The sequence below is a fragment of the Sphingomonas sp. SP3 genome, from assembly GCF_058514305.1.
In genome coordinates, this window is sequence record NZ_JBZSOE010000001.1 from 2,137,208 (window position 1) to 2,154,518 (window position 17,311).

At 64.8% G+C, this 17,311-nt stretch carries 24 protein-coding genes, 1 tRNA gene and 1 pseudogene; 14 read left to right on the plus strand and 12 right to left on the minus strand.

Annotated elements, in window-relative coordinates; all coding sequences use genetic code 11:
* The first annotated feature begins 26 nt into the window (after positions 1 to 26).
* Positions 27 to 671 carry an adenylate kinase gene (locus AC4K8G_RS11155; RefSeq protein ID WP_491734456.1) on the plus strand — a complete coding sequence of 215 codons (645 nt, stop codon included), beginning with the start codon at positions 27 to 29 and terminating at the stop codon, positions 669 to 671.
* Here AC4K8G_RS11155 and AC4K8G_RS11160 read toward each other — a convergent pair.
* Positions 668 to 1,159 (minus strand): dihydrofolate reductase, encoded by a 492-nt coding sequence (locus tag AC4K8G_RS11160; protein ID WP_491734219.1) that lies wholly within the window; start codon positions 1,157 to 1,159, stop codon positions 668 to 670. The two genes, AC4K8G_RS11155 and AC4K8G_RS11160, sit on opposite strands and share 4 nt — an antisense overlap.
* Positions 1,160 to 1,206: 47 nt before the next feature.
* Between AC4K8G_RS11160 and AC4K8G_RS11165 the strand changes: the two genes are divergently transcribed.
* Entirely contained in the window at positions 1,207 to 2,622 is a 1,416-nt protein-coding gene (locus tag AC4K8G_RS11165; protein ID WP_491734220.1) for an FAD-binding oxidoreductase, read from the plus strand.
* On the opposite strand, the gene AC4K8G_RS11170 is transcribed toward AC4K8G_RS11165, so the two are convergent.
* Together AC4K8G_RS11170 and AC4K8G_RS11175 are read right to left on the minus strand one after the other, a co-directional pair.
* Positions 2,619 to 3,074: an arginine repressor gene (locus AC4K8G_RS11170; protein ID WP_491734221.1), complete on the minus strand. Its 456-nt coding sequence runs from the start codon at positions 3,072 to 3,074 to the stop codon at positions 2,619 to 2,621. The genes AC4K8G_RS11165 and AC4K8G_RS11170 overlap by 4 nt on opposite strands.
* Positions 3,075 to 3,190: 116 nt before the next feature.
* Positions 3,191 to 3,267, minus strand: a tRNA-Arg gene (locus tag AC4K8G_RS11175).
* Positions 3,268 to 3,326: 59 nt separating this feature from the next.
* Between AC4K8G_RS11175 and AC4K8G_RS11180 the strand changes: the two genes are divergently transcribed.
* Positions 3,327 to 4,073, plus strand: coding sequence for a queuosine precursor transporter (locus AC4K8G_RS11180; RefSeq protein WP_491734222.1), 747 nt, complete (start codon positions 3,327 to 3,329; stop codon positions 4,071 to 4,073).
* Between the two features lie 61 nt (positions 4,074 to 4,134).
* Positions 4,135 to 4,344 carry a hypothetical protein gene (locus AC4K8G_RS11185; protein WP_491734223.1) on the plus strand — a complete coding sequence of 70 codons (210 nt, stop codon included), beginning with the start codon at positions 4,135 to 4,137 and terminating at the stop codon, positions 4,342 to 4,344.
* Here the strand turns inward: AC4K8G_RS11185 and purQ are convergent.
* A complete protein-coding gene (gene purQ, locus AC4K8G_RS11190; protein WP_491734224.1) occupies positions 4,341 to 5,009 on the minus strand; it encodes a phosphoribosylformylglycinamidine synthase subunit PurQ in 669 nt (222 codons plus the stop codon). The genes AC4K8G_RS11185 and purQ overlap by 4 nt on opposite strands.
* Positions 5,010 to 5,072: 63 nt before the next feature.
* A complete protein-coding gene (gene purS, locus AC4K8G_RS11195) occupies positions 5,073 to 5,312 on the minus strand; it encodes a phosphoribosylformylglycinamidine synthase subunit PurS (protein ID WP_491734225.1) in 240 nt (79 codons plus the stop codon).
* Between the two features lie 136 nt (positions 5,313 to 5,448).
* Here purS and AC4K8G_RS11200 point away from each other — a divergent pair, with 136 nt between their 5' ends.
* From AC4K8G_RS11200 to AC4K8G_RS11210, 3 genes are all read left to right on the plus strand, one after another.
* Positions 5,449 to 5,601 (plus strand): hypothetical protein, encoded by a 153-nt coding sequence (locus AC4K8G_RS11200; protein ID WP_491734226.1) that lies wholly within the window; start codon positions 5,449 to 5,451, stop codon positions 5,599 to 5,601.
* A gap of 66 nt (positions 5,602 to 5,667) precedes the next feature.
* Complete coding sequence (locus AC4K8G_RS11205) at positions 5,668 to 7,746, plus strand: 3-hydroxyacyl-CoA dehydrogenase NAD-binding domain-containing protein (protein ID WP_491734227.1); 2,079 nt, start codon at positions 5,668 to 5,670, stop codon at positions 7,744 to 7,746.
* Between the two features lie 51 nt (positions 7,747 to 7,797).
* Complete coding sequence (locus AC4K8G_RS11210) at positions 7,798 to 8,421, plus strand: cytochrome b (RefSeq protein ID WP_491734228.1); 624 nt, start codon at positions 7,798 to 7,800, stop codon at positions 8,419 to 8,421.
* Here AC4K8G_RS11210 and AC4K8G_RS11215 read toward each other — a convergent pair.
* Positions 8,381 to 9,565 (minus strand): MFS transporter, encoded by a 1,185-nt coding sequence (locus AC4K8G_RS11215; protein WP_491734229.1) that lies wholly within the window; start codon positions 9,563 to 9,565, stop codon positions 8,381 to 8,383. The two genes, AC4K8G_RS11210 and AC4K8G_RS11215, sit on opposite strands and share 41 nt — an antisense overlap.
* 151 nt (positions 9,566 to 9,716) lie before the next feature.
* On the opposite strand from AC4K8G_RS11215, the gene AC4K8G_RS11220 reads away from it, so the two are divergent.
* On the plus strand, positions 9,717 to 10,058 hold the full coding sequence (locus AC4K8G_RS11220; RefSeq protein ID WP_491734230.1) for a MarR family winged helix-turn-helix transcriptional regulator: 342 nt from the start codon (positions 9,717 to 9,719) through the stop codon (positions 10,056 to 10,058).
* Here AC4K8G_RS11220 and AC4K8G_RS11225 read toward each other — a convergent pair.
* Complete coding sequence (locus tag AC4K8G_RS11225) at positions 10,055 to 10,279, minus strand: plasmid stabilization protein (protein ID WP_491734231.1); 225 nt, start codon at positions 10,277 to 10,279, stop codon at positions 10,055 to 10,057. The genes AC4K8G_RS11220 and AC4K8G_RS11225 overlap by 4 nt on opposite strands.
* Positions 10,280 to 10,396: 117 nt before the next feature.
* Here AC4K8G_RS11225 and typA point away from each other — a divergent pair, with 117 nt between their 5' ends.
* The 5 genes from typA (at position 10,397) to AC4K8G_RS11250 (ending at position 14,453) form a co-directional block, all read left to right on the plus strand.
* On the plus strand, positions 10,397 to 12,229 hold the full coding sequence (typA, locus tag AC4K8G_RS11230; protein WP_491734232.1) for a translational GTPase TypA: 1,833 nt from the start codon (positions 10,397 to 10,399) through the stop codon (positions 12,227 to 12,229).
* A 358-nt stretch (positions 12,230 to 12,587) separates the two neighbouring features.
* Positions 12,588 to 12,812, plus strand: a complete 225-nt coding sequence (locus AC4K8G_RS11235; RefSeq protein ID WP_491734233.1) for a hypothetical protein — start codon at positions 12,588 to 12,590, stop codon at positions 12,810 to 12,812.
* 122 nt (positions 12,813 to 12,934) lie between these two features.
* Positions 12,935 to 14,008: a sensor histidine kinase gene (locus tag AC4K8G_RS11240; RefSeq protein ID WP_491734234.1), complete on the plus strand. Its 1,074-nt coding sequence runs from the start codon at positions 12,935 to 12,937 to the stop codon at positions 14,006 to 14,008.
* Positions 14,009 to 14,030: 22 nt separating this feature from the next.
* The gene (locus AC4K8G_RS11245; protein ID WP_491734235.1) at positions 14,031 to 14,219 is read left to right on the plus strand and encodes a hypothetical protein; all 189 of its coding nucleotides are present in this window, start codon (positions 14,031 to 14,033) and stop codon (positions 14,217 to 14,219) included.
* Between the two features lie 102 nt (positions 14,220 to 14,321).
* Positions 14,322 to 14,453, plus strand: a complete 132-nt coding sequence (locus tag AC4K8G_RS11250; RefSeq protein ID WP_491734236.1) for a hypothetical protein — start codon at positions 14,322 to 14,324, stop codon at positions 14,451 to 14,453.
* A 103-nt stretch (positions 14,454 to 14,556) separates the two neighbouring features.
* Here AC4K8G_RS11250 and AC4K8G_RS11255 read toward each other — a convergent pair whose 3' ends face one another.
* The 3 genes from AC4K8G_RS11255 to AC4K8G_RS11265 all read right to left on the minus strand — a co-directional run bounded on the left by AC4K8G_RS11255 (position 14,557) and on the right by AC4K8G_RS11265 (position 15,444).
* Positions 14,557 to 14,781: a hypothetical protein gene (locus AC4K8G_RS11255; RefSeq protein ID WP_491734237.1), complete on the minus strand. Its 225-nt coding sequence runs from the start codon at positions 14,779 to 14,781 to the stop codon at positions 14,557 to 14,559.
* Between the two features lies 1 nt (position 14,782).
* Positions 14,783 to 15,118 (minus strand): hypothetical protein, encoded by a 336-nt coding sequence (locus AC4K8G_RS11260; RefSeq protein ID WP_491734238.1) that lies wholly within the window; start codon positions 15,116 to 15,118, stop codon positions 14,783 to 14,785.
* A gap of 116 nt (positions 15,119 to 15,234) precedes the next feature.
* Entirely contained in the window at positions 15,235 to 15,444 is a 210-nt protein-coding gene (locus tag AC4K8G_RS11265; protein ID WP_491734239.1) for a S1 domain-containing protein, read from the minus strand.
* Positions 15,445 to 15,591: 147 nt separating this feature from the next.
* On the opposite strand from AC4K8G_RS11265, the pseudogene AC4K8G_RS11270 reads away from it, so the two are divergent.
* Positions 15,592 to 15,780: pseudogene (locus tag AC4K8G_RS11270) on the plus strand (translational GTPase TypA); the annotation flags it as partial.
* Between the two features lie 7 nt (positions 15,781 to 15,787).
* On the opposite strand, the gene AC4K8G_RS11275 reads toward AC4K8G_RS11270, so the two are convergent.
* Together AC4K8G_RS11275 and AC4K8G_RS11280 are read right to left on the minus strand one after the other, a co-directional pair.
* Complete coding sequence (locus AC4K8G_RS11275; RefSeq protein WP_491734240.1) at positions 15,788 to 16,474, minus strand: DUF1223 domain-containing protein; 687 nt, start codon at positions 16,472 to 16,474, stop codon at positions 15,788 to 15,790.
* Positions 16,475 to 16,624: 150 nt separating this feature from the next.
* Positions 16,625 to 17,209, minus strand: a complete 585-nt coding sequence (locus AC4K8G_RS11280) for a hypothetical protein (RefSeq protein WP_491734241.1) — start codon at positions 17,207 to 17,209, stop codon at positions 16,625 to 16,627.
* Positions 17,210 to 17,311: the final 102 nt, after the last annotated feature.

Here is a 17,311-nt window from a genome sequence, read left to right on the forward strand (position 1 = left end):
GAGCTGGGGGAGAGGGCGCCGCGATGCTGAATATTATCCTGTTGGGCCCGCCGGGCGCGGGCAAAGGCACCCAGGCCGCGCGCCTCCAGGCCAACCGCGGCATGATCCAGCTGTCGACCGGCGACATGCTGCGCGAAGCAGTTGCGGCCGGCACGCCGGTCGGCATCAAGGCGAAGGCCGTGATGGAGCGCGGCGAGCTGGTCAGCGACGCGATTGTCAGCGCTCTGATCGGGGAGCGGCTCGATGCCGCCGACGGCAAGGGCGCGATTTTCGACGGATTCCCCCGCACCAAGCACCAGGCCGAAGCGCTCGAGCTGCTGCTCGGTGAACGCGGCCGCAACCTCGACCATGTGATCGAGCTGGTGGTTGACGAGGACGAACTCGTTCGGCGGATTGTCGGACGCTTCACCTGCGCCAACTGCGGCGCACCCTACCATGACGAATTCAGGCGGCCGGCCGTCGATGGCGTCTGTGACGTCTGCGGTTCGACCGAGTTCAAGCGCCGCCCGGACGACAACGAGCAGACCGTGCGCACGCGCATGGCCGAGTACCGCGCCAAGACCGCGCCGATTCTTCCTTACTACGAGGAGCGGGGTCTCGTACGACGGGTCGACGGCATGGCTTCGGTCGACGAGGTGGCCGCGCAGATCGACGCGATTCTGGACCGCTAGTCGCGGACTAAAGTCACGAAGCGGAAGGCCGGCCGTCCGTCCGCCGCCTCATGCTCCTCGCTGCCGGTCTCGTGCCATGATCCGCTTTCGCGCGGGTCGGGCAAATGCGTGTCGCCCGGGATGTCGGCCAGCACTTCGGTGAGCTCGATGCTATCGGCGAGCGGCAGGAATAGCGCGAAGACCTCCGCGCCGCCGATCACTGACACCGGCTCCCCGCCCACCAGCCTCAGCGCTTCGTCCACATCATGCGCAACCTCGGCGCCCTCGGCCTGCCAGTTCCGGTCGCGCGTGATCACCACATGCCGTCGCCCCGGCAGAACGCCCGGTAGGCTCTCGAACGTCCTGCGGCCCATCACCATCACGCTCCCCATGGTCAGCGCCTTGAAGCGCTTGAGATCGGCTGGAAGGTGCCACGGCAGCCCTCCGTCGCGGCCGATCACGCCGTTTTGTGCGCGCGCAACGATGAGGGTGATGGGCGGGTGATCCATTCCGCTGCTTTGACGCGGGCGGGCGCTCGTGCCAAGCGCCGGGTCCGATGGACGCGCAGGCGCAGCTGATCGCCGAGGCCGGGCAAGAGCTCGGTCCGAAGGCGGTGATCACCGATCCCCGGGAAATCGAGCCCTGGATCACCGACTGGCGCGGCCGCGTCCATGGCGCGTCGCCCGCCTTGCTCGCTCCCGGATCGACCGAAGAGGTTCAGGCCATCGTCCGCCTCGCCGCGAAGCATCGCGTGCCGCTGGTGCCGCAGGGCGGGAACACCGGCATGGCAGCAGGAGCGACGCCGCCGGCGGACGGCTCGGCAATCCTCATCTCGATGCGCCGCATGAACCGGATCCGCTCGATCAGCACCGAGGACCGGGTTGCGGTCGCGGAAGCGGGCGTCGTGCTGGAAACGCTCCATCACGCCGCGCACGATATCGGCATGCGCTTTCCGCTGACCATCGGCTCGCGCGGCAGCTGCACGATCGGCGGCCTGACCTCGACCAACGCCGGCGGCACGCAAGTACTGAAGTTCGGGATGATGCGCGCGCTGGTCGCTGGGGTCGAAGCGGTGCTTCCCGACGGCAGCATCCACAGTGGCCTTTCCGGCCTCAAGAAGGACAATCGCGGCTACAGCCTCGACCAGCTGCTCATCGGCGCGGAGGGCACGCTCGGAATCATCACCGCGGTCGCGCTGAAGCTCGTGCCGGCCGTCGCCTCGCGCGCCGTCGCCTGGACCGGCGTCGATAGCCCGCAGAAGGCGCTCGACCTGCTCCGCTTCCTCGAGGCGCGGACGAGCGCGGTGGAGGGGTTTGAGCTGGTGCCGCAGGATTCGCTCAATCTCGTCCTCAAGCACGTCCCCGACACGCGCGCGCCGCTCTCGGGAACGCACGCCTGGCACGCGCTGGTCGAGGTTACGACCGCCGATCCCGATCAGGACATCAATGGCGAGCTCGAGCGCCTGCTCGCTGCCGCGCTCCAGCAGGGGATCATCGGCGACGCCGTGATCGCCGCCAACGACGCGCAGGCCGAAGCTTTCTGGAAGCTCCGCGATACCATCTCGGAGGCCGAGCGCGCCGAGGGCCAAACCCTTGCACACGACATCTCCGTGCCGGTCGCCGACATGCCGCGCTTCATCACGGACGCCGCGGTCGAGGTGGAGCGCAAATTCCCGGGCGTGATCGCCAGCGGCTTCGGCCATCTCGGTGACGGCAATATCCACTTCCACGTCCGCGCCGCCGGCCATGCTGCGCCTGACTGGTACGAGGCGGAGGGCGCCAACATCACCCGGCTTGTCGACGATCTCGTTACTGCGGCCGGCGGCTCGATCTCCGCCGAGCACGGCATCGGTCAGCTCAAGCTCCGCGAATTCGAGCGCCTCGCGCCGCCCGGGCGAATCCACGCGCTCCAGGCGATCAAGCACGCGCTCGACCCGCTCGGCATCATGAACCCGGGGAAACTGGTCCCTTAATGCTCGCTCAGCATTTCGCGCAGCCGTAGCGCGAGCGGCTCGGGCGGAAGGTTGGAGCGAATCGCGACGAAGATCGCGTCATCGCCCGCGATCGTCCCTACCACTTCGGGGAACTTCGCCTGGTCGATCGCCAGCGCAACCAGGTGCGCTGAGCCCGGCGGAGTCCGCACCACGATCATGTTTCCCGACGTGTCCACTGCGTGGGCCCATTCTGAGAATATGCGCCTCAAGCGTTCGTCAGCCTGGTCGCGTTTTCCGAGCCTTTCGGGCAGCATATAGGCCAGCTTGCCGCGCCGCTTCATCTTGACCGCGCCGATCTGTTCCAGGTCGCGCGCGACAGTCGCCTGGCTGACCTCGAACCCGGCTTGGGACAGCAATCTTACGACTTCGTCCGCGCCGCGCGGACTCTCTGTCAGCATGTGGACAATCGCGCGTTGGCGTTTCATCGGCATGCTGGTCATTTCCCTACCTGATAATAATGGCGCGCCCGGCACGAGTCGAACCCCCGCGGCGGGACGGCCGCAATAGCAAATGACTCAGCAGGTTCGACCGCTCACTTTGTGAAAGCTGGCGCGCCCGGCAGGAGTCGAACCTGCGACCTCATGCTTAGAAGGCACGTGCTCTATCCAGCTGAGCTACGGGCGCGCACGCGCAACGCCTAACCGCAATTGACGCGAAGCGGAACCGCGCTAGCCTCCCGCGTCATGGACGCCGAGGGGGAGGGGCTACGCCACGTCGAGGCACGCGCGCTGCACGGCGCGCGCTTCCGCTACTTCGACTTCGTCATGGTCGCGTTCGTGGTCGTGCTGCTGCTGTCGAACGTGATCGGCGCGGAGAAGCGCTCGGTCGTCGACGTGCCCGGTATCGGCCCATGGCCGTTCGGCGCGGGCATCCTGTTCTTCCCGATCTCCTACGTGATCGATGACGTCCTGACCGAGGTCTATGGCTTCGCCCGCGCCCGCCGCGCGCTCTGGGCCGGCTTTGCAGCGTTGCTGTTCATGGCGGTGATGGAGTGGACTGTGGTCCACCTGCCCGTCGCGGAGGGCTGGACCGGCCAGCCGGCCTATGAGCGGGTCTTCGGGTCGGGCTGGCGGATCATCCTCGCGTCCATGACCGCTTTCTTCGTCGGCGATTTCCTGAACTCGGTCGTGCTCGCCAAGATGAAGATCTGGACCAAGGGCAAGATGCTGTGGACCCGCACCATTGGCTCGACCATCGTCGGTGAAGGTGCCGACAGTTTGATCTTCTACCCGCTCGCTTTTTACGGAATGCCCGACTGGCCTGTCACGGCGCTTGGCGCGGTGATGCTCAGCCAGTTCATCCTGAAGGTCAGCTGGGAAGCGATCCTGACGCCGGTCACCTACGCAGTCGTCGGCTGGCTCAAGCGACGCGAGGGCGTGGATGTCTATGACGTTGGTACCGACTTCACGCCCTTCACCGTGGACGACTGACACCGTTCATTCGGCATTCAATCGTTTCGGCCGAAGTCGGAGCCTAACAGGGGGTTTGCGGATGAGAGTCTTAAGGCTCGCGATTGCCGCCGGATGTCTGGCTTGCGCCTCGGCCGCGCAGGCGACCACTGTCATCATCTACGTCGAGCCAATGACGCTGGAGCGCTACACCCGCGTGTTCGACACGCCCGGGCCCGACCGCTTCCTGATGTGCCCTGCGCCGCCTGCGGCGGGCAGCTGCACCGAGCTTCCGATCAAGCGCCGCCACTAGGCGGCGACCGTCTCCAGCAGTCCTTCGAACAGCCGGCGGCCGTCGGTCGCGCCGTGCGCGGGTTCGATCGCCCGCTCCGGGTGCGGCATCAGCCCGAGCACATTGCCGCTATCGTTGAGGATTCCGGCGATGTCGCGCGCCGAACCGTTGACCTGGTCGAGGTAGCGGAACGCGACCCGGCCTTCGCCTTCCAGCCGATCGAGCGTCGCCTCGTCCGCCTGGTAATTGCCGTCATGGTGCGCAACCGGGAAATGCACCTGCTCGCCAGCATCATATTGGGCGGTGAAGAGGCTCTGGCTGTTCTCGACCCGAAGCGGCACCGGGCGGCACACGAAGCTGAGCCGCGCATTGCGCATCAGTGCGCCGGGGAGCAGGCCGGTCTCCGTCAGCACCTGGAAGCCGTTGCAGATGCCGATCACTGGCACGCCCTTGCCTGCGGCGTCCTTGACCGCGCGCATGATCGGCGATCGCGCGGCCATCGCGCCCGAGCGCAGGTAATCGCCGTAGGAAAATCCGCCCGGGATGCCGACGAAATCCGTGCCTTCGGGCAGCTCACTGTCCTTGTGCCAGACCATCGCCGGCTTCTTGCCCGTGACTTCCTCAAGCGCGACGGCGAGGTCGCGGTCGCAGTTCGATCCCGGAAAGACGATGACGGCGCTCTTCATTCCATGGCTCCTGGCGGCGGACATGCGCTTGTTACCCGCAAAATATGCGGGAAAAGTGGCAGCTCAGGCGTCCGCCAAGCGCTCGATGCGGAAATTCTCGATCACCGTGTTGGCGAGGAGCTTGCGGCACATGTCCTCGATGGCGCTGTCCTCGGTGCCGTCGGCGAGGTCGAGCTCGATTAGCTTGCCCGCGCGCACGTCATTCACGCCCGAAAAGCCGAGCCCTTCCAGCGCGTGGTGGATGGCCTTCCCCTGCGGATCGAGCACGCCGGATTTGAGGGTGACGAAAACGCGCGCTTTCATGAAAAATCGCCTGCCGGTTGGGTGTGCGGCCCCTATGGCAATGAGGTTTCGGCGGAGCAAGCTTTAGACTCTGTTTACCATGTTCGGCCATCATTGGGCGGAAGCCGGACAGTGTTTCGTCGGCGGGAGGAGTAACATGGTCGGTGCACTGGCAATCGCGATGTTCGTCGCGCTGGTTGGCTTCGGATCCAAATATTTCGGCTGGAGCGATCCCGACGGAAAGGTTCAGCTCGCCCTCGTAACCAGCTTCATCCTCGGAATCATCGGCGGTTACAAAGCCAAGGGCTGATCCGGTCCCAAGGCGGCTTGCAAGCCTGTCAGTAGCGCCTTAGCCCCGTCGCCGGAGACTGCGACGATGACCGATACGCTCGAAAAGCCGACCACCAGCCCGATTTCCGCCCGCAAGCACGGCGACGTGCTGATCGTCCTCAGCAACAACCCGCCGGTGAACGCGCTGTCGACCGCGGTGCGGCAGGGCCTGGTCGAGGCCATTGCCGAGGCGGAAGGCGACGACAGCGTGAAGGCCGTCGTGATCGCCTGCGAAGGCCAGACCTTTTTCGCCGGCGCGGACATCACCGAATTCGGCAAGCCGCCGCAGCAGCCTTGGCTTCCCGCCGTTGTCGACACGATCGAGAATTGCTCGAAGCCCGTCGTCGCGGCGATCCACGGTACCGCGCTCGGCGGGGGCCTCGAGGTCGCGCTCGCCTGCCATTATCGCGTCGCCGACCCGTCGGCGAAGCTCGGCACGCCTGAAGTGAAGCTTGGGCTCCTCCCCGGCGCCGGCGGTACGCAGCGCCTGCCGCGCGTCGCCGGCGTCGAGAAAGCGCTGCAGATGTGCGCCACCGGCAACCCCATCGGCGCCAAGGAGGGCTTTGAATGCGGGCTGGTCGATCGCCTCGTTGAAGGCGAGCTGATTCCGCACGCGGTCGCTTATGCCGAGGAAGTGCGCGGCATCCGGCCGCTCCCGAAAAGCTCGGAGCGGCACGACCGTATCGACGCTGCCGCGCCGTCGGTTTTCGACGACTTCCTGAAGACCAACGCCAAGAAATTTCGCGGCTTCGAGGCACCGCTCAAGAATGTCGAAGCGGTGCGGGTTGCGACCCGGAAACCCTATGCCGAAGGCGTCATCGAAGAGCGCAGATTGTTCATGGAGTTGATGGGCAGCGAGCAATCGGCCGCGCAACGCTATTTCTTCTTCGCCGAGCGCAAGGCGTCAAAGATCGAGGGGCTTCCTGAAAACACCGAGCCCCGCCCGATCAGCAAAGTCGGCGTAATCGGCGCCGGCACGATGGGCGGCGGCATCTCGATGAATTTCCTGTCGGCCGGGATCCCCGTGACCATCATCGAGATGGGCCAGGAAGCGCTGGACCGCGGCACCGGCCTGATGCGCAAGAATTACGAAGCCAGCGCCGCTAAGGGGAAGCTGACCGAGGCGCAGGTGTCGAACGCCATGGGTTTGCTGACGCCGACGCTGGACTTCGCCGCGCTCGCCGACTGCGACCTCATCATCGAGGCGGTCTACGAGAACATGGACGTGAAAAAGGAGGTGTTCACGCGCCTCGACAAGATCGCGAAGCCCGGCGCTATCCTCGCTTCCAACACGTCCTACCTCAACCTCAACGAGATCGCGGCGGTCACATCGCGCCCCAGCGACGTCGTCGGCATGCATTTCTTCTCGCCGGCCAACATCATGAAGTTGCTGGAGGTCGTTCGCGGCGACAAGACGGCGCCGGATGCGCTGCTGACCGCGATGGGGCTCGGTAAGAAGATCAGGAAGGTCCCGGTGGTCGCCGGCGTGTGCCACGGCTTCATTGGCAACCGCATGCTGATGCCGCGCCAATATGAAGCGACCAAGCTGCTGCTCGAAGGCGCGACGCCCGAACAGGTCGACCGCGTCCATGTCGAATTCGGCATGCCGATGGGGCCGTTCCAGATGGCCGATCTCGCCGGTGTTGATATCGGATGGCACCGCGACCCGACGCGGATTGAGACGATCCGCGACCAGCTTTGCGCGATGGAGCGCTGGGGCCAGAAGAAGGGCGCGGGCTTCTACGATTATGACGAGAAACGGCGGCCGACGCCGTCACCGGTGGTCCAGCAGATCATCGAGGAATTCGCCAAGAAGCAGGGGGTCGAGCGCCGTGAGATCAGCGACCAGGAAATCGTCGAGCGGACGCTTTACACGATGGTCAACGAGGGCGCGAAGATCCTGGAGGAAGGCATCGCCCAGCGGGCGTCCGACGTGGATGTCGTGTGGGTCTACGGCTACGGCTGGCCGGTATATCGCGGCGGCCCGATGTTCTGGGCTGACAGTGTGGGGCTTCAGAACATCGTCGACGGACTGAAGCGCCAGGAAGCGCGGATGGGAAGCGACTTCAGCTTCTCGAAGCTGCTGCTCGATAAGGCCGCCAAGGGCGAGAGCTTCACGCGCTGAACAAGCGTCTTCCCCGCGCGTTTCGTTTCGCGCGAGGTGTCCATGGACCGAATGATCGAACACACCAGCGGCGACGGTCCAGTCCGTCGCTATTCAAACACGGCGGTCGCCATTCACTGGATTACGGTTGCGTTGGTGCTGTTCCAGATCTGGCTTGGCCTCAGCTTCGCTGACATGGAACAGGGCCCCGCGCGCGGCGAGCTGTTCACTTGGCACAAGACCATTGGCGTGATCATCCTTCTCGCGACCATTGCCCGGTTGACCTACCGGTTGAACAACCCGCCGCCCTTATACTCCCCCGACCTGCCGCGCTGGGAGCGCGCCGCCGGCGTGTGGAATCATCGCTTGTTCTACATTCTGCTGATCGCGCTTCCGATCGGCGGCTATCTGGCGGTCTCGGGCCACAGCAAGGGGCCGACAACGACGTTGCTTGGCGGCATTCCCGTTCCGGTGCTGCCGGGTGTTTCAGAGCAGATGGGCGAGTTGGCCGGCGACATCCACAAATATGCCGCCTTCCTACTGATCGCGCTGATTGTGCTTCACGCCGCGGCGGCGCTCAAACACCAGTTCATTGACCGGAATCCCGTTTCAGGCCGGATGCCGCCGTTCCAGCCTCCGCATGGCGAACCGGTGGTTATCGGGCAGGGCGGCGATCGTCAGGCTCGAGCAGGCTGAGCATCGCAAGCGCGACCGCGGCGATGGCGGCGCTCGTGAAGAAGGTCGCGGAAGCGCCTTCACGGTCCCACAAATAGCCCGCGCCAAGGCTCGCGAGGAGCCCTGCAACACCGGTCACGAACCAGAATGCGCCGAAGCTCGTCGCGCGCAATTCCTCGGGCGCACTATCCGCGATCATTCGGGACAAAATGCCTTGGGTCAGCGCCATGTGCGCGCCCCACAGGATCACACCAAGCGCGAGCAGTCCGAAGCTGTCGGCCTTGGCGAGAACGACGTTGCCGGCGACCAGAGCGCCCATGCCGACCATCAGGATGGCGCGCGGGCTCATCCGGTCGCTGAGCGTTCCCGCCGGATAGGCGAGCGCCACATAAGCGAGATTAAACAGTGCCAGGGTGATCGGCGACATCGCTTCGCTGAGGCCGATGTCGAGGCCTTTGAGGATCAGGAAGGCTTCGGAAAAGCGCGCGAGGCTGAACAGGAAGCCGACCGCGAGGAGTCGCTTGGTCGCCTTGTCCAGGTGCCGGAAGCCCGAGAAGAATGGCGACTTCTTGAGCGGCGCGAGATGCTTTTCGGGTTCCCTGAGCGCGATCCAGCCGAGGAGCGCCGAGGCAAAGGCCGGGATGATCGCCAGCCAGTAGACCATGCGAATGTCGCTCGCGAACCAGGCCATCAGGCCGATTGCCACGACCGGCGCAAGAAGCGCGCCGACCGTATCGAGCGATTGCCTGAGGCCGAAGGCGCGGCCGCGGATCTCGGGCGGGGTCTCATCGGCGACCATTGCGTCCCGCGGTGACCCGCGGATCCCCTTGCCGATCCGGTCGGCGAACCGCGCGACCATCGCCGCGGGCGCGCTCGCAGCCAGCGGGAACAGCGGCTTGGACAGCGCCGCAAGCGCATAGCCGCCAACAATCCACGGCTTGCGCTTCAGGCTTCGGTCCGAAAGCCGGCCCGACAGCAATTTCGCGAAGTTGGCAGTGGCCTCGGCAATGCCGTCAATGGCGCCCAGAGCGGTGGCCGGCAGACCAAGCACAATGGTGATGAACGCCGGCAGCAGCGCGTGATAGATCTCGCTCGACAGGTCCATCAGCAGGCTGACGAAGCCAAGGATCCAGACGTTGCGGGGTAGGGGCGGGCGGCTTGCCATTCGCTTTCATTTGCGGTCGCGCGGGGCCTGAAGCAACCCGGTCGCGCGGCAATATTGCAGGCGACGTAAATATTGCTATGTTACAAATGTGTTTGGGGGGTCGACACCAGCCGCGATTGCATCGCGATTCAGCGCCGTCGCCCATAATTGGGTGGCCGACGGACCGGCGGAGCGTGCAGAGCGCGCCCGCCGCAAATTGTTGACCGCGATCGGCAGCGCCGAGCCCGCAACCCTGAACCAGGTTGCGAAAAGCGTTGGCCGGGGGGCGCCTGCGGTCAGCCGCTCGGTCGATAGCCTGGTGCGCTCCTCACTCGTCGAACGCACGCAGGATCCCAACAACCGCCGCCGGCTGGCGCTTCGCCTCACAGAGAAGGGCAAGGCGGAGCTCGCCAGCGCGGGTGCGAGCGGTAGCGCATTGATGGCTAAGCTCGAACGGCTCGCACATAGCGAGCTGCGCGCGGTCGAACGCGCGATCGAAATTCTCGAACGCTAGCTTTTCGCCCGCTTGCGGCGGGTCTCCCAGCCCTTCTTGGCGGCGGCGCTGCGGCTGCGCGAGCGGCCCGAGCCGTCGTTCTTCCCGCCCTTGTCCTGCTTGTTGACCGTCGCCCAGGCGCGGCTTTCGGCTTCCTTCTTGGAAACGCCGCGCTTCTCATAGCTCTTCTCGATATGGTCGGCCTTGCGGTCCTGCTTGGCCGTGTACGCTCCACGGGGCATGTCGCCATCTCCTCTTCCATGCCCTAAACGCTTCGACGCCACCCCCGTGCCATGCTGCATTGCAACATCGCGCACTTTTCACTATGTGCGCGCGACATCTTTTTTCCGGGAAAAATCATGAATCTGCGCAACGTCGCGATCATCGCGCACGTCGATCACGGCAAGACGACCCTCGTCGACCAGCTCTTCCGCCAGTCCGGCACCTTCCGCGACAACCAGCGCGTCGAGGAGCGGGCGATGGATTCGAACGACCTCGAGAAGGAGCGGGGGATCACCATCCTCGCCAAGTGCACCTCGGTCGAATGGAGCCCCGAGGGCGGCCAGACGACGCACATCAACATCGTCGACACGCCCGGCCACGCCGATTTCGGCGCCGAGGTCGAGCGCATCCTGTCGATGGTCGACGGCGTCATCCTGCTGGTCGACGCGGCCGAAGGCCCGATGCCGCAGACCAAGTTCGTCACAGGCAAGGCGCTGTCGCTCGGCCTCAAGCCGATCGTCGTCGTCAACAAGATCGACCGCCCCGACGCGCGGCCCGCCGAAGTGCTCGACGAAGTGTTCGAGCTGTTCCTGAACCTCGAGGCGAATGACGAGCAGCTCGACTTCCCGACGCTCTACGCCTCGGGCCGCGCCGGCTATGCCGGAACCACGGACGACGTCCGCGACGGCGACCTGACGCCCTTGTTCGAGACCATCGTCAGCCATGTCCCGCGTCCGCGCGTCGACGGCGGCCCGTTCCGCATGCTCGCGACCCTGCTCGACCGCGACCCGTTCCTTGGCCGCATCCTGACCGGCCGGATCGAGAGCGGGAAGCTCACCACCAACATGCCGATCAAGGCGCTCGACGTGAACGGCAACGTCGTCGAGGAAGGACGCGCGACCAAGGTCTTCGCCTTCCGCGGGCTTGAGCGCGTTCCCGTCGACAGCGCCGAAGCGGGCGAGATCGTCGCCATCGCCGGCCTCATCAAGGCCACCGTCTCCAACACCTTCGCCGACCCGTCGGTGCAGGCGCCGCTGCACGCGAGGCCGATCGACCCGCCGACCCTGGCGATGAGCTTTTCGGTCAACGACAGCCCGTTTGCCGGTCGCGACGGCGACAAGGTGCAGAGCCGCGTCATCCGCGAGCGGCTGGAGCGCGAGGCCGAGGGCAATGTCGCGATCCGCGTCACCATGTCCGCCGACAACGACAGCTTCGAGGTCGCCGGCCGCGGCGAGCTCCAGCTCGGCGTGCTGATCGAGACGCTTCGCCGCGAAGGCTTCGAGCTCGGCATTTCGCGCCCGCGCGTCCTGTTCCGCGACGGTCCGTCGGGCCGCGAGGAGCCGTACGAGACCGTCGTCGTCGATGTCGATGACGAATTCAGCGGCACGGTCATCGACAAGATGGCGATCCGCAAGGCGGAGATGATCGACATGCGCCCGTCGGGCGGCGGCAAGACCCGCCTGACCTTCAGCGCCCCGTCGCGCGGCCTCATCGGCTATCACGGCGAGTTCCTGTCCGACACGCGCGGCACCGGCATCATGAACCGCCTGTTCGAGCGCTACGGGCCGTACAAGGGCCCGATCAGCGGCCGCCAGAACGGCGTCCTCATCTCGATGGAGCAGGGCCCCGCGGTCGCCTACGCGCTCAGCGCGCTGGAAGAGCGCGGCATCCTGTTCATCTCGCCGGGCGAGATGCTCTACGAAGGCATGGTCATCGGGGAGAACGCCAAGGTCCAGGATCTCGAGGTCAACCCGCTGAAGTCCAAGCAGCTGACCAACTTCCGCGCCAGCGGCCCCAAGGACGAAGGCATCCGCCTGACCCCGCCCAAGCGAATGAGCCTCGAACAGGCGATCGCCTACATCCAGGACGACGAGCTGGTCGAGGTCACGCCCAAGGCCATCCGCATCCGCAAGCGGTACCTCGATCCGCATGAACGGAAGCGGCAGTCGCGGAAGCTGGAGGCGGCCTGAGCCCTGCGGGCCCGGACGGCCGCTTGCGGGCGACCGCGTATCAATCCTCAGGCCCTGTTCATCGCGCCCCGGTAGAATGGCGCATCACCTGAGATCGCAATCGAGCGCCCTGTGACAGAGAGACATTCATTGCTCTCGCTCGCAGGAGATGACTTATGGATCAGGAATATTGGCTTGGGCGAAAACGGGCTTCAATGAAGTCCGCTAAAGCAGCCACCAGTTCGAGAGCCCGGTTGATTCACTACGATCTTGCCGGCCGCCACAGCCTGAGAGCCATGTCGCTTCAAGAGACGTCAGCCAGCCTGGCCGATGTTCTCCCTCCGCCACTCTATGCCGCCCGCGGCAAGGGCGGCGCCAGGTGATCGGGGCATCACACATCCTCGGCTTTGCATCAGTGGCTCTGCTGACGCTCGCCGTCTCCTTTTGGTGGAGACTGTGGCGTAGCCCGGAGCTGGCGCGCCTTGACGGCATCAAGGGATCCAAACTTGCAGAGGGCGAGATTGCATCTCGCCTTCTGGTGCTTGCAGCGGCTTTCAGCGCCGTCGCGGCGCTCGTGGCGATCGCTGGATGGTTCGCAACCTGAAGTAACGCGCCTGATTAGGCGCCTACGCGAAAGAGGCGTATGATCGTTGCATCACTGGCATCGCAGGCGCGCCGGTGCCTGAGAGTGGTGCGACGCTCCCGCCAAATGGAGCATGACATCCAATGAAAGAGGTCCGCGATCTAGCCGAGGCGCAAGCACTTGCGCTGGCGATCGTCGATACCTTGCCTGAACCGTTCGTGGTCCTCGACGAAGCGCTCTGCCTGCTTGCGGGCAGCCGCTGCTTCTACGAAGTTTTCAACGAAGATCCGGCGACCGCGCGGGGACGCTCATTGTTCGAGCTTTCGAACGGCCAATGGGACATCCCGGGCCTGCGCCAATTGCTAGCATCCGTCGTGCCGCAGCATGTCGCCGTTGAGGGGTTCGAGTTTGAGCAGGACTTTGCCCATCTCGGGAAGCGCACGCTTCAATTGAATGCCCTGCCGCTTCGCGACGAGGAGCTTCACGGCAAGATGGTTCTGCTCGCGATCCGGGACATCACCGATCGCAGAGAAGCGGAGCAGGAAAAGCAACGGCTGCTCGAGCATACCGAGCAGCTCCTCGAACAGCAGAAGACCCTTCTTCGGGAGATGCGGCACCGCATCGCAAACAGCCTGCAGATCATCGCAAGCATCCTGCTCCTGAAGGCGGGCTCGGTGTCGTCCGAGGAGACAAAGAATGAGCTTCGCGCTGCCCACCAAAGGGTCATGTCGGTCGCGACCGTGCAGGGTCATTTGCAGGAGTCCGACGGCATCGAGCAGATCGAGATGGGACCATACCTCAAAAAGCTCGGGGCCGGGCTTGAGTCCTCAATGGTCGGGCCGAAGCAGAAAATCGACATTGTGGTCGCGGCGAGCGAGGGAGCCTTGCCGACCAGTCACGCCGTCAGCATCGGCCTGATCGTCACCGAGTTGATCATGAACGCGATTAAATATGCCTTTCCCGAACCCCGCGCGTCGGCGCGCATCCGGGTGACGTTCGAAAAGGCGAATGCCGATTGGAAGCTGACGGTATCCGATAATGGCGTGGGACGAGTGCCAAGCAATGCGCCGCAAACGTCGACTGGCCTTGGCACGGCATTGATTGGCGCACTCGCCAAGCAGCTCAACGCGCAGATCACGGAGCCAGAGACGGCCAAAGGGCTTACCGTGGAAATCACTCGCTCCACGTTTGAATCTTTAATGCCGGTGGCAGCTTGAACCGGCCAGGTAAAGAGGCCCTGTGAGCGAAAATTGGCATGAGGAACGCGACCGCCTGGTGGAGCTTCTCGAAGGCATCGAATCGGGTGAAGTCACGCACATCGACAAGTTAAACGACCGGCAGCTCGAGGCGACGAGCCCAAAGAATGTTGCCGAATTGAAAGAGCGCGTTGCGAAGCTGAACGCGCGCTTGGGAAGCGACGGCACATAGTGGGATCGGTGGCTTGATCTCTGGCCGATTAGGCATGGGGCGCCAGCAGGCCTAACGTGACAGAAGCCGCCGCGCATGGGCGCCCGGCTAAGGAGAGCAGGAATGGCCAAGGGGCAACGCAAGTCCAATAAGGAAATCCGCAAGCCCAAGGCGGAAAAGCCCAAGAAGCAGAACGCGTCGAACCCGTCCGTTAAGGAAGGCGTCGTCCGTGGGCTGGAGAACTTCAGGGCCTAGGGCCGACGGGAGGGAGGCCGCATCATTGGCCGTTACACTGGCCGAGGCAATCTATGACGTTGCGTCTCTCGTTCGAGGCAGTCCCGACGCCTGAGGCTAGCGGCTAAGCAATATGATGTTCCCCGCCCGCGAGCATGACTGTGCAATCCGGATGCATGCGTTTGACTGCCTCTACCGCTTCAGCCACAGTTGCTGCTTCGACGATAGCGGAGCGCGCCAGTCCAGATGGCGCGGCGTCGGCGCTTCCCTTTGGCTCTCCGGCAATCCAGTATTTCCGCCAATGGGCTTCCTGGCCTCGCTCGACGATCGCGATTTTAAACTTGCCCATGTCAGTCGCCGTCACTTCTTAGCGGGCTCGCGTCCCGCTCGTAGAGAGTGCGGCGGGCGGGCGGCACGGGCGTGTTGCGCCGGATGAACGCCTCGGCCTCGCGGATGGTCGAAAAGGGATGTTCGCTGTCGTTCCCGCCCTTGTGCCTTAGGATCGCCTTGTAAGGCAGGTCGCCGCCCGGCGTGCTCACTACTAGCCCCGACGACGAGGAGCCCAGTTGTCCGCCCTCATTGGTCCACGCGTCCTCGCTGGACTTCATCGCGAGCTCTTCCGCAGCGGAGCGGAACGGCGTGAAATGCTTTGGGGGTTTGAATGGCGGTGGGATGCGAGCAGACATTTGCGAAATCTCCCGGATGGCCAGAGAGACCGTCGGGCGGCAATCCGAAGATTCCCGCCCACCGGCCCGTACGCGTTACAGTAGCAGGCGGAGGTCAGCGGTCTCCGCCTGATCGATTAGATGGTCTGAAGGTTCAGCGCGCAGGGCTGACGCTGCTCGTTCGTGCCAACGTCGTAGGAAAGACGCTGGCCGACCGTGGGAATGGTGTCGCCGGTCCAGGCGAAGGCGCTGCGTTCAAAGCCGAGCATATCGCCGCCGGTTTCCGGCTTGATTTCGCCATGGCCCTTACCCGTGTCGAAAGAGCTGACGGTTCCAAAATATTTCATGGTGTGTTCCTTGTTTGGCAGGAACCAGAATTGGCGTCCTGCCACGCTAGGAGGCGTCAAAGATGGGAATAAGGTGCGGCTTAGCGCCCAAGACCGTCGATAGCGACTGGTAGCAAATCTATAACGGCCGAGGATGGGGTTAGGTTGCGGGTCAGCGGCCCAAAGGACGAAGGCATCCGCCTGACCCCGCCCAAGCGAGTGAGCCTCGAACAGGCGATCGCCTACATCCAGGACGACGAGCTGGTCGAGGTCACGCCCAAGGCCATCCGCATCCGCAAGCGGTACCTCGATCCGCATGAGCGCAAGCGTCAAAGCAGGAAGCTGGAAGCGGCTTAATCCCCCCTCAGACCCGCGCCGCGGCGATGATCGGCCCGGCAGCTCCGGACTGGACCAGGATTGCCGAGCTGAGGCCCGGCTTGGCCGGCGGTAGGGCCAAGGCGAGTGCTTGCCCGTTCCAGGTTCCAAGCGCGGAAAGCGAGCGGACGACATTGCGGTGCGCGATGGTGCGGCCTTCGTTTTCGCCGGCGCGGATCGGGACATTCACCAGCTTGGGATTGTAGCGGACGAGCCAGACGGTTGCGGCTTGCTTGCCGCTGGCCTGCCCGATGATGAGCTTGTTTCCCTCGACCCGGATCGTCGGTCCGCTGGTGCCGCGATCCGCGGCACGGATTGCCGCGGTCAGCGCTTTTGCATCGCCGCCATTGGTGAAAACCTTGCCGTTGATGATCGTCTGTGGCGTCGCGACGCCTTGGTGCCCATTGGCGCGCGAGAAGGCATATTGGCGCTCGGTGAACTCGGGCCGCGCGAACGTGTCCTTCCAGCCAAGGTCGTCCCAGTAGGTCACAGCGAAGGTCAGCGCGAGCACGTCCGGTCGATTAGCGATCGCATTGATGTTGGCGATCGCCGACGGGCAGGAAGAGCAGCCCTGGCTCTGGTAGAGCTCGACCACGGTCGGATGCGAAGCGTCGTTTGCCAGGGCTGGGTTCGACGCGAGTACGACGGCGCCGAGGATTCCAACGGCTAAACGCATGATGTGTCTCCGCTCTGCTTTCAAAGCGAATACGTGCGGTAAACCAGTCTGGATACATCGGCAGTCGTCGCCACCGAGCTATTGTCCGCTTTCGACCCATTGCAGACATTCGCCCCGCGACTGTTCGCGACTCTCGCCGCGGTCCGCCCCTTAGTAACGGCGGTAGGTCGTGGTGTGGCGCTCGACGTGCAGGCTGCTGACCAGGCCGGCGGTATCGAGGTTGCAGCGGAACGCGAGGTCGTTGTTGCTGGGATTGCGCGTGGCGTAGGGCTGGCCGCCGCTGCCTGCGCCCTGATAGGCCTTGCTGCTGTAGCCGCCCTGATAATCGACTCCGCTATCGATCAGCCCCTTGACGCGCATCCCGTCGGACCGGCGCTGGACGTCGGTGATGGCGCTGACCCGCATGGAAGTGGCGATGCCGGGAAAGCCGGGCACGCCGGCCGCTCCCGGGCGATAGGCGCCGGCATAGGCCGCATAGCCGTCGGTGCCGGCATAGCCGTTGACGCCGTACAGGATCGCGCCCTGGGCAAGCGCGGCGGTGACGCAGCGGGCGACGGCCTCCTTGTCGCTGGCGCCGTAGCGGGTGCCGAGCTGTTGATCGACGATCTCGCGGATCGGCGGCGGCGCGATGAAGGGGGCGGGGAGCGGTTGCGGAGCGGCGGCGGGCTGCGCCGCGGCTGGTGCGGACGCGCCGGCAATCGCCGCCAGGGCGATGAGCGCCGAATGGGTCTTCATGGGAATTCCTTGGAGCTCACCCGGGCGACGGCGAAGGCTTTTGCAGCCGCTCAGCCGCCGCCCGGGGTCGGCCCCACTTGCGATCGAGAACGCGGGCGGGAC